This is a genomic window from Anaeromicrobium sediminis (assembly GCF_002270055.1).
Lineage (GTDB): Bacteria > Bacillota > Clostridia > Peptostreptococcales > Thermotaleaceae > Anaeromicrobium > Anaeromicrobium sediminis.
In genome coordinates this window covers 1-12,512 of record NZ_NIBG01000020.1, presented here as the reverse complement: position 1 = coordinate 12,512, position 12,512 = coordinate 1, and the positions used below count along the sequence as shown (strand labels likewise).

8 protein-coding genes are annotated in these 12,512 nt (G+C 33.3%); all 8 read left to right on the top strand.

The annotated features are described in order from the left end of the window. Positions 1-333: 333 nt before the first annotated feature. Positions 334-2,379 carry a multicopper oxidase family protein gene (locus tag CCE28_RS17030; RefSeq protein WP_330396878.1) on the top strand — a complete coding sequence of 682 codons (2,046 nt, stop codon included), beginning with the start codon at positions 334-336 and terminating at the stop codon, positions 2,377-2,379. Between the two features lie 124 nt (positions 2,380-2,503). After that, on the top strand, positions 2,504-2,968 hold the full coding sequence (locus CCE28_RS17025; protein WP_176461892.1) for a DUF3231 family protein: 465 nt from the start codon (positions 2,504-2,506) through the stop codon (positions 2,966-2,968). Positions 2,969-3,376: 408 nt separating this feature from the next. Beyond that, positions 3,377-3,688 (top strand): hypothetical protein, encoded by a 312-nt coding sequence (locus CCE28_RS17020; protein ID WP_095134928.1) that lies wholly within the window; start codon positions 3,377-3,379, stop codon positions 3,686-3,688. Positions 3,689-3,942: 254 nt separating this feature from the next. After that, positions 3,943-5,028, top strand: a complete 1,086-nt coding sequence (locus CCE28_RS17015) for an efflux RND transporter periplasmic adaptor subunit (RefSeq protein WP_095134927.1) — start codon at positions 3,943-3,945, stop codon at positions 5,026-5,028. Positions 5,029-5,041: 13 nt separating this feature from the next. After that, positions 5,042-8,095, top strand: a complete 3,054-nt coding sequence (locus tag CCE28_RS17010) for an efflux RND transporter permease subunit (RefSeq protein WP_095134926.1) — start codon at positions 5,042-5,044, stop codon at positions 8,093-8,095. Between the two features lie 333 nt (positions 8,096-8,428). After that, positions 8,429-9,019, top strand: coding sequence for a TetR/AcrR family transcriptional regulator (locus CCE28_RS17005; RefSeq protein WP_095134925.1), 591 nt, complete (start codon positions 8,429-8,431; stop codon positions 9,017-9,019). Positions 9,020-9,133: 114 nt separating this feature from the next. Then, positions 9,134-10,219: an efflux RND transporter periplasmic adaptor subunit gene (locus CCE28_RS17000; protein ID WP_095134924.1), complete on the top strand. Its 1,086-nt coding sequence runs from the start codon at positions 9,134-9,136 to the stop codon at positions 10,217-10,219. A 13-nt stretch (positions 10,220-10,232) separates the two neighbouring features. After that, on the top strand, positions 10,233-12,512 hold a 2,280-nt coding region (locus CCE28_RS16995; protein ID WP_095134923.1), incomplete at its 3' end, for an efflux RND transporter permease subunit.

Genomic DNA, 12,512 nt, shown 5'->3' with positions numbered 1-12,512 from the left:
TGAAAATTTGATTTTATAAGCCTAGCCCTATTTTCATCTGCCAAAACGGCATAATAATATAAAAGGCTAATTAATCACTTTTTTGGCCAAGCCTCATATTATATAAGTGAGAAGGGACAACTTATTCTCAAATATTTATATAAAAAGGAGGCGATAGGGATGACAAAACCATTAGATCCAAATATCATCCCTAAATATGTTAATCAATTGTTTATTCCACCTGTATTTAAACCTACCATTGTAAAAGATCCGATTACAGGTGAAGATATAAGTCATAACTATACAATTAGTATGACCCAATTTATGCAACAGCTCCTTCCGCCTATGTTTCCTATGACAACTGTCTGGGGATTTGAAGGTACTGTGGAAGATCCGTGTATAGGTGAGATTTCTTGTTTCCGTAGTACACCAGGTGCTACCTTTGAAGCTGTTCGAGACATACCCGTAAATGTGCAGTGGGTAAATAACATTACCGAACCAAATTTGTTTGCGGTAGATCCAACACTACATTGGGCAAATCCTAATAATATGCCAAGACCAATACCACCATTTTTACCATTTCCTCCAGGATATGCTTTAGCCCAGAGTCCAGTTCCTCTTGTGGTACATTTACATGGGGCAGAGGTTAGATCTGATTCAGATGGTCATCCAGAGGCATGGTTTACGGCTGGAGAGGAAAAAAAAGGTGAGGCATTTTCCAAGTCCCGTTTTACCTATCAAAACACACAGGAGCCAACTACACTTTGGTATCATGATCATGCACTAGGAACCACACGTCTTGGCGTATATGGAGGCTTCGCTGGAGCCTATCTACTAAGAGATCCAAACAATAAAATATCTCCACTTCTTCCAAGTGGCCCCTATGAAATGCCTATAGTTATTCAGGACCGTTCATTCAATGAAGATGGTTCATTATTGTTTCCTAGCAATGGCGTCGTTCCTGATGTTCACCCCTATTGGCGTCCCGCATTTATAGGTAATACTATTATGGTCAATGGAAAGGTATGGCCTAATTTGAATGTGGAGCGTAGACAATACCGATTCAGGGTCATTAACGGATCTAACACCCGAACCTATAATCTGAAGCTTTCAAATAATCAGTCCTTTATTCAGATTGGTTCTGACGGAGGATTTCTACCTTTCCCTGTTACGTTGACTGAGCTACTACTTGCACCAGCAGAGCGTGCTGACATCTTGATTGATTTTTCAATGTTAGAACCTGGAACAAATATCATTATGACTAATAATGCACGTGCTCCTTTCCCAAATGGTCCAATACCAGACCCGGATACTGTTGGACAAATTATGCAATTCACTGTACTTGATACACCTGTAGTACCACCAAATAAACTTCCAGCAGAGTTGAATAAAATACCTGTACTGACTCCAGATGTGCCTAAAGAGGTATTAACTCTAAACGTGATATTCAGGCAACCTACAATGCCTCTTGAATTATTACTGGATGGACAGGTGTGGGGGGCTCCGGTTTCAGAATTGCCTATAGTAGGATCAACGGTGGAGTGGGAAATAGTGAACCTTACGGGTGGTGCACATCCAATTCACATACACCTAATACAGTTCCAAGTTTTAAATCGTCAAAACTTTGATAGTACAAAATACCGTGAAGAATGGATCAAACTTAATGGTGAACCTCCTCTTCAACATCCAACCATATCATTGCCTGTTGAACCTTTCTTGGAAGGTAATCCGATTGATCCACCACCAAATGAGCGTGGATGGAAAGATACTGTTTTAATGATGCCAGGACAAGTTACTAGACTTAAACTTCGCTGGGCACCGCAGGATGCTAATCCTAAAAAAGTTAAGCCCGGGGTAAATTTATTTCCATTTGATCCTACCTTTGGTCCTGGATATGTATGGCATTGCCATATAATAGACCATGAAGACAATGAAATGATGAGACCACTTAAGGTTGTTGATTGTCCTATACCTGTAGCTAACCCTCAGTCCTGTTGCCAAGTTATGGTGGAGGGAGACACTCAATTAGTTCCTCCTGCATTAAGGGATGAACCTATTGTTCATGAAAATGCAGTTTATGCTGAAATTGAAAAGGTATGCCCTGAAAAAGTTGTTATCAGTGGATTCATTCGCAGGACTATCACCTATACTGCCCTTTTGGACAATGGAATTGAACAAGAAAAAGAAATTGTAGATGATATTCCTTTCCAATGTGCAATTGATCGAGAAGATGCTAACGAAGGTGATAAATTTAGAATTACAGGTGCAACCATATTATGTGAAGTTTTTGCTCGTACTCAAAATTTTGGAACAGATCCTAATACAGATAAACCATTAGCTTACAAATTTGTAGAAAAGGACATTGTTAAAGTTTGCATTAGAAAAGGCTGTATAAGATAACTATAAATATCTGACTTCTTATAATAAGTCTTCTTATACCCAGTTTAAACACTAGTGAATAATTTTATTTCAATAAGAAATAATATTTAATAAATTCATAGTGAATAAAGGAAGGGTGAATAGATTGAAACTAACGGATATATTGACGGACAACAAACATCCACTACATTGGGGTGGCAGTTCCGGTTTATGGGATATATGTCGTCATAAAATTATAGGAATACCAGTACTTGATATACTTCATGATCTTTGTGAAGATCCTGAATTAAAAAGATTTATTAAACAAGGCACTGAAATGCAAGCAGTTCCACATGTGGAAAAAATCCAAGAATTTTTAAAAAAAGAAGAATTAGCCTATCCGTCAATGCCCCAGAGGAAAAAAATAACTGACGAACAAATAGGGTTAGCTATAATGGAAATATTAAGATTGTCATTGATTCTTGATAATATTGCATTTATGGATGCTACAAGGGGAGATTTGAGAAAATTTATTTGGGATATTACTGAAGATGATAAAAAAGCCTTTGATAAAATTGTGGAATTGAATTACGAGAAAAATTGGATTATGAATCCACCAAGTACATCCTAAGGGATGATATAAATATAGTATTAGGAAATATTCAAATATAAAAGCTCCTAGTTTTAATCTAGGAGCTTTATTTGAATGAGATATGTGTTTTTAGGGGAGAAAAGTGTATTTTCATTCCCTAAAAACACATTATTGTTCTATATAAGACATTTTTTGGTATATTGTATTATTATATAAAATAGAAGGTAAGTTCATCCTAAATGTAGAACTTATATTTAGTAAGTAACACTATCTGTTGCAACGATAAAGGGAACATGTGAAAGATTGTTGGTGGTTATTCAGGGGGAGTTATCCGTCAGATCGTTAAGTTCTATTTAGGGGTATTTAGAAATTATTTGCATGAACCTATCGTTGCACCAAGAGAGTCAATAATCAAAAGTGGATAAGGTATTTTAAGGGGAGAAATTTATGTACATGAAATTTATCTATTTGTTCATATGGGTTTTATTATTCATAGGAAGTACCTGGTTATCATATAGATGGATAAAAAAAGATGGCATAAGTTTTGTAAAGAAAATATTGTATGTCATATTAATTTTTAGTGGAATCTACTTAATAGAAATAGATTTTCATTTTGATTATATAAATATAGATCCCTATTCTATGGGAAGTATTTATTCCATTATGACATGTAAAGGCCTAAAGGCTCATCCTGTTATAGGAATTAGATTTCCTTTAGGATTAACTTTTATCTTATATAGAGAATATGTGTTTAAATGAAAAAGCTAGGAGTAATCCTAGCTTTTTTAAAATTCAAGAGAATCAATTATTGAAAAATTATTAAAAAATTCTTTGATTTGGTAATATTTTAAATCAATATGAATATATATAGTATATTGTAAGGGGGATGTTATCCTCAGGAAAGTTGGTGTGTATACAAAGTAATTTAATAAGTATAAAATGAATGGCTAACCATTCATTTTATTTGGGCGAATAATGAATTTTAATTCATTAAAAAGAAGGGAGTAATAGTCATGAGAAGAGTATGTATGGTATTAATTTCTTTTGTACTTTTATTTTCATTGACAGCTTGTTCAAAGGCATCGGCAGATTTAAATAAGGAGAGGGTAAAAGCAGTAAAAGTTCAGGAAGTAAAATTTGAAAAAAGGCCTGTATTTTTAGAATATATAGGAACTGTAGATTCTAAAGAGACTACTAAATATGGATTTAAGGTAAATGGGAAAATTGAGAGGATTATGGTAGAAAAGGGAGACACGGTAAAGGTTGGAGATGTGTTAGTTATATTAGAGGTAAAGGATTTAAATTTTAAAATGAAGGGGACTAAGGGAGTACTAGACACGGCCAGGTTAAATATAGGGAAAGTAAAGGATACATTAGATTACAATAGGGATTATTTTAAGAAAATAGAAAAACTATATGAAGAAAATGCTGCTTCTAAAGACAATTATGACAAAGCTAAACTTCAATTAGATCAAAATGAAGCATCATATTTACAAGCCAAGGCTCAATATGAGAAGGCGAAGGCAGACTATGAGTATTCCATAAATATTATAGATGATTCTACCATAAAAGCTAAGAAGGATGGGGTCGTACTAGATGTATTAGTAGAAGAAAATGAATTGATAGGAGCATATTATCCTGCTGTGGTAGTTAGAAGTGAGAGTCAAGTAGTCAATATAGGTGTTTCTCAAAGTGAAATAGATGAAATTATATTGGGAAAGAAAGCTAGGGTAGATGTGGAAGACAATATTTCAGAAGGGATAATAAGCAACATTTGTGAGGTGCCTGATGAAAATACTAGAACTTACAATACGGAAGTAGTAGTAAATAATGAAAAATACAGATTAGGTTCAATTGCTAAAGTGTCCTTTCCTGTGGGAGAAGAAGAGGGCATATGGATTCCAATGACAGCCATATTTTCTAATGGAGAAGATTATGTATATGTAATAAAAGAAGATAGGGCATTTAAAAGGGGAATTAAAATTAAAAATATATATGACAATATGATGGAAATTGAGGGGGTAAAAGTTGGAGAAATTATAGCAGTAAGCGGGATGAAAAATTTAGACGATGGATCTAAAGTTAAAATCGTTAAATAAAGGGGTTATTTGAATGAATACAATAATTAAAAAACTTATTGAAAAGAGAGTAATAACCATATTTTTAGCGGTAATAATAGGTTTAGTAGGCATATATAGTTACTATATTTTACCAAGGCAAGAAAGTCCAGATGTATCAGCTCCTTATGCTATGGTTATAACATCTTATCCTGGGGCAACTCCTAAAGATGTAAAAGAATTGGTTACGAAAAAGATAGAAGATAAGATGGTAGAATTGGATGATTTTGAAAAGGCTATGGGAACTTCAAAGGAAGGTCTATCAATTATAATAGTAAAGTTTGATTCAGATGCGGACAACGATAAGGCCATGCAGGATGTGAGAAATGCCATAGAAGATGTGAGAAGGGATCTGCCATCAGGTATAATGGGTATCCACATAGATACGGACTTGGTTAAGAGTGCAGGAATCATAATAAGTTTATCTGGTGAAAATTACACTTATGAACAATTAGAGTCCTTTGGAGAGCTGTTTAAGACTGAACTTTCAAATGCAGAGGGCATATCTAAATTTACTATAGAAGGTAAACTTGACAAGGAAGTAAAGGTAGATATAGATATTAGAAAATTAAATGAAATAGGATTGGGAATTGATGATATAGATAAAATATTACAAGCACAGAATGTTGAAATTCCAACGGGAGATATAGATTATGATGGAGATAAAATTACAGTAAAAACACCTGGTATATTCACATCCATAAAGGATATAGAAAATACCATAATAGCTGTATCGCCACAAAATGGAAATGTTCTTCGTTTAAAGGATTTGGCTAATATATATGTGGATTTAGAAGAAGGTATGGCTAAATATAAACAAAATGGAAAGAATGCAGTACTTTTAACAGGTTATTTTAAGGAAAATAAAAATGTTGTATTAATAGGTAAAGATGTAAGGAAGATAATAGATAATGTTAAAAGTAAATTGCCCACCGATTTAGTAGTGGAGGAGGTAGTATATCAACCAAAGGATGTATCGGATTCAGTAAATAATTTTATGTTAAGCTTACTAGAAGGTATCGTACTAGTAATAATAGTAGTCTTTATAGGAATGGGTCTTAGAAACGCCTTAGTAGTATCCACTTCCATACCCCTTTGCATATTAATGACCTTTGGAGTAATGTTTTTAATGAAAATAAAGATACATCAAATGTCTTTAACAGCTCTTATTATAGCATTAGGTATACTTGTGGATAATGCCATAGTTATTAGTGATACTATTCAAGTGAGGATCGATAAGGGAGAAAGTAATGAACTGGCATCTTTTAAAGGGACTAGTATGTCATCAATCCCTATATTTACAGCAACCCTTACTACTATAGCAGCCTTCTCACCACTACTAGGCTTACCAGGAGCAGCAGGAGATTTTTTATTAGCTATACCACAAGTGCTTATCATATCCATAATAGGAGCATATGTGGGAGCCATGTTCATAACTCCATCTCTGGCTACTATTTTTTTCAAACCTACTAAGGAGAAGGCATTAAAAAAACAAAGGTTAAGGGGAGTTTTCCACAAATGTTTAGGACAGTCTTTGAAAAGAAAAAAAACTGTAGTACTCAGCACCTTTATAGTTTTATTAATTACTGTAAAAATAATTATGCCCCTGTTACCATCGGAGTTTTTTCCCTATGTGGATAAGGATTTAGTTTATATAGACATGGATTCGGAAAATATAGCTAATATGGAGGCTACAGAAAGACTTACAGATCATGTGGTAGAGGTTTTAAAGGACATACCAGAAATAACAAATTATACGGTGGCCGTAGGTGACGGATTACCTAAATTTTATCTAACTATGCCTCCAGCTACACCATCTAGTGATTATGGTCAAATGCTTTGCAAATTTGATTTAGCCAAAGGAGAAAATCGTTTTAAATCAAAACTAGAATTATTAGACCATATACAAAGTATATTAGATGAAAATATACCAGAAGGAAAGTGTACGGCCAAGCTTTTAGCTAATGCAGTACCTAAAGATGCTAAGATCATAGTAAGAATGTCTGGGGAAAACTTAGATAGATTAATGGAAGTGGCTAATATTATGAAAAAAGAAGTGTCTAAATTAGAAGGAACCACTAATGTACGACATGATATGAAGGATAAGGTATATCAAATACAAGTGGATATAGATGAAGATAAGGCCATAAGTATGGGAATAACCAAATATGATATTCAAAAGCAAATAAACATGGCCCTTTATGGTAAGGTATCTTCTGTTTATAGAAGGGATGGAGGCGAATACAATATAAAAATAGAAAGCAATATTAAAGATACGGCCCTTCTTAGTAACATGAAAATAAAATCGTCCATAACAGGGAAAAAAGTTCCATTAAAACAATTTGCTCAAATAAATTATTCCAGTAAGCTAGATACTATAAAAACCTTTAATAGGGAACAATCAATAGAACTATTAGCCAATGAATTACCAGGATACAATGCTACAGAGATTGAATATAGAATAGAAAATGAGTTGCTTCCTAAAATGGATTTGTCTGGCGTAAAAATTACCTTTGATGGAGAACGTGAAGACATAAAGGAATACTTTAGTGTGGCAGGCATATTAGCAGGGTTTACAGTAATATTAATATATATTATTTTAGTTATACAATTTAATTCATTTATACAACCCCTAGTAATACTTATGACCATACCACTATCTATAATAGGGTCTGTTATAGGGCTATACTTCTTTAAAAAGCCCCTGTCCTTAACGGCATTTTTAGGAATAATAGCTTTAATAGGATTGGTTGTTAAGAACGGAATACTTTTAATTGAGTATATAAATGATGCAAGAAATGAGGGTCACAATATAGATGAGGCTTGTATAGATGCAGTTGATAAAAGATTTAATGCTATCATACTAAGCGCAGTAACTACCATAATGGGTTTAGTTCCATTAGCCATAGGCAATAGTAGTTTATTTTCACCCATGGCCATAAGTCTCATGTTTGGATTGGCTGCATCTACCTTTTTAACTATGATAGTAATACCTGTAATATACAGTTTAATAGAGACTTTCAGGGAAGGAAGAAAAATAGAGGTCTAGAAATAGACCTCTTTTTAACTTACTCATAAATTATAAACTTTTAAAACTGTGAATAAGTTAAAAATGAAGGGGGTGTGGGGGAAGAATTCCCCTGCCTGTTTAAAGGAGGGTGCTCAGCAACTTCAGTTGCGTCGAAGGGAACCATAGGGTTCCATAGCGAAGCATACAAAGTATGCCTTTTGGTGGGAAAATTCAAAAAAATAAAAAATAACTATATTTAAAAAACTAATTATGATATATAATTGGAAAAGAAAATTTAATATTTCCTATTGACTAAAGTGTATGAATGTAATAAAATGAATTAAAATTCATTTAAGAAGAGGGAAGTAAATTATGGCGAGAAGAACAGATCCAACAAAAATAGAGAAAATAAAAGAAGCAGCAATAGAAATGATAGTTGAATATGGATACATGGGAGCTTCCATAGCACAAATAGCAAAACGTGCAGGGGTTTCTACTGGATATATGTACAGACATTATGAAAGTAAGGAAGAGTTAGTTACTGAATTAATAAGAAGTAACTTTAGGATGTATGATGAGGAGATAAATTCTTTATGTAAAAGGGAAGATTCCATATATAACATAATAGAGGATTTTATAAAAAAACTGTTTATCATGGCTAGAAACTATCCATCAAAGGCCATGCTTGCAGCAGTATTAGCTGTAGAATCAGGAACTACTTTTCAAAGAATAATTAAAAATAGTGAAATGCCGATTCAAAAATTTATTGATGCTATGGTTGAGAAGGGAAAAAAGAAAAAAGAACTAGATGAAGAAGTAGACTCTACTGACATGGGATTAGTATTAGTAGCAATGCCCTTTACCTACATAAGTTGGTTATTAAGGGATGGCATGGATACAAATAAGTTAACAGAAGAGAGAGTAAATAAAATAGTTAAAATGTGCGTAAATGCATTAAAATAATATTATTTTTTTTAAATCAAAAATGAATGGCCAATCATTCATTTTAAATTATACACATTAATGAATATCGGTTCATTAATCCTATTAAATTATAAAAAAGGGGATGAATAAAGTATGAAAAAACTAGTATCACTAATGGTTATATTAATGTTGATGTTTTCACTCTCAGGTTGCAATAAAGCTGAGGCAGATGAAAAGGAAGAAAGGGTTAAGGCTGTAAAGGTACAAGAGGTAGCTAAGGATGAAAAGCCTGTTAGCTTAGACTATATAGGAACTGTAGATTCTAAGGAAACCACTAAATATGGATTTAAAGTAAATGGAAAGATTGGATCTATAAATGTGGAAAAGGGTGATAAAGTAAGTAAAGGACAAATACTAGCAACACTAGATACTTCTGATTTAAATTTCCAAGTAACAGCTGCTAAGGGAGTATTAGATGCAGCGGAGTTAAATATTACAAAGGCCAATGATGCTCTAAGTTATAATAGAGAATATTTTAATAAAATAGAGAAATTATATGGTCAACAGGCCGTATCTAGAGATACATATGACAAAGTGAAACTTCAACTGGATCAAAGTGAATCAGTATATTTACAGGCAAGGGCTCAATATGAACAGGCAAAGGCTGATTATGATTATAAAACTACTTTAATTCATGATGCAACACTAAAATCTAAAAATGATGGGATTGTATTAGATGTGCTAGTAGAAGAAAATGAATTAGTAGGAGCCTATAATCCCATATTAGTTCTTAGAAGTAATGAACAGGTAATAAATGTAGGGGTATCTCAAAGGGATATTGATAAATTAAAATTAGGTCAAAATTCCCAAGTAGATGTGGATGGAAATAAGGCTGATGGAACTGTAACAAATATTTCAGAAGTTCCAGATAAGGAAAGTAGAACCTATAATGTGGAAGTAACAGTTAATACAAATAAGTATAGATTAGGTTCTATTGCCAATGTGGATTTCCCTATAGGAGCGGAATCGGGCATATGGGTACCAGTAACATCGATTTTTTCTAATGGAGAAGACTATGTGTATGTAATAGATGGAGATCGAGCTTTTAAGAGAACTATACAAATAGATAAAATCTCTGATAACAAGATGTTAGTAAAGGGCTTAAAGGCAGGAGAAAAAATAGCTATAAGCGGTATGAAGAATTTAGATGATGGAACTAAAATAAAAATAGTGGAGTAGAGAGGTCATACTTATGAATAGCATAATTAAAAAAGTTATAGAGAAAAAGGTAATAGTTATATTTCTATCCATTGTAATAGGTATAGTAGGAGCCGTTAGTTACTATATATTGCCAAGACAAGAGAGTCCAGATGTATCGGCACCCTATGCCCTTATTGTAACTCCCTATCCAGGAGCATCTCCTAACGATGTGAAGGAACTTGTAACCAAAAAGATAGAAGATAAGATGGTGGAATTAGATGGATTTGATAAGGTGGAAGGAACATCTAAGGAAGGTTTATCAATTGTTTTAGTAGCCTTTGATAGTGATGTGGATAATGACAAGGCCATGCAGGATGTGAGAAATGCCGTAGCTGATGTGGAAAGTGAACTTCCTAGTGGCACTATGGCAAGTGATATAAATACGGATTTAACTGAAGCTGCAGGGATCATAATAAGTTTATCAGGGGACAATTATACCTATGATCAATTAGAGTCTTTTGGTGAATTATTTGAAGATAAATTATCAGATGTAGATGGAATATCTAAGTTCACCATAGAGGGTAAATTAGAAAAAGAAGTTAAAGTAGTTGTAGATATAGAAAAATTAAATCAATATGGAATGGGAATTGATGATATAGATAAAGCACTACAAGCACAAAATGTTGAAATACCATCTGGAGATATTGAATATGGTAAAGATAAGATTACAGTAAAAACACCAGGTATATTCACATCTTTAAAGGATGTAGAAAATACTATAATAGGAATATCGTCACAAAATGGTAGTACAGTAAGGTTAAGAGATGTGGCAGACATATATATGGGCCTTGAAGAAGGAGCTCAAAAGTATAAACAAAATGGAAAGAATGCTGTACTCTTAACTGGATATTTTAAAGAAGGAAAAAATGTAGTAATAATAGGTAAAGACGTAAGAAAAATAATAGATGAGGTAAAGGCTCAATTACCAGAGGACCTAGTAGTAGAAGAAGTCATATATCAACCAGAGGATGTATCTAAATCTGTTAATGATTTTATGATAAATTTAGTTGAGGGTGTAGTATTGGTTATTGTAGTAGTATTCTTAGGAATGGGTATGAGAAATGCCCTAGTAGTATCAGCAGCTATTCCCATGTCCATACTAATAACCTTTGGAGTCATGTATTTAATGGGAATAAAAATACATCAGATGTCCTTAACGGCTTTAATAGTAGCCCTTGGAATCCTAGTGGATAATGCCATAGTTATTAGTGACACTATCCAAGTGAGAATAGATAATGGAGAGACTCCTGATGAAGCAGCACAGAAGGGAACTAGCATGTCTGCCATTCCAATATTCACAGCAACGCTAACTACTATAGCGGCATTTTCACCATTATTGGGATTGCCAGGAGTAGCAGGAGACTTCTTAGTGGCTATACCTTTAGTTCTTATAATATCCATAATAGCAGCTTATGTGGTATCCATGTTTATTACACCGGCCATGTCAGCTATGCTATTTAAAAAGACAGTTAAAAAGAATGGGAAAGAAAATGTATTAAGAAAATTCTTTAAAAATACTTTAAGAAATTCTTTAAATAAATCTAAAACTGTAGTAATAAGTACATTTATAATACTAATTTTAGTGGTTAAGATATTAATGCCAGCACTACCATCAGAATTTTTCCCTTATACGGATAAGACTTTGCTGTATATAGATATGAATTCAGAAGCAGCATCGAATATAGATGCTACAGAAGAACTTACAGATGAAGTGGTAGACTTATTAAAGGATGTGCCAGAGATAACAAGTTATACGGTTGCTGTAGGAAATGGCCTTCCAAAGTTTTATATATCCATGCCACCAGCCATGCCTTCAAATGACTATGGACAAATGGTTTGTAAATTTGATTTAGAAAAGGGAGATAGTAGATTTAACTCTAATTTAGAGCTTGCAGACTTTATACAAGTATTATTAGATGAAAATATTTCAGCAGGTGAATGTAAAGTAAAACTACTAGCAAATGCTTCACCATCCGATGCAAAGGTAGAAATAAAAGTATCAGGAGATGATTTAGATAGATTAGCAGAAGTATCGAATATGCTTAAAAAAGAAATTAGCCACATGGAAGGTGTAGCTAACGTAAAGCATAATATGAAGGATAAGACATATGAAATAAATGTGGATGTGAATGAAGATAAGGCCATAAGTATGGGAATAACTAAGTATGATATTCAGAGACAAATAAATATGGCCCTATATGGTAAAAAGTCTTCAGTATATAGGAAAAATGGAAATGAGTATAATATTAAATTAGAAAGTAACATTAATAAT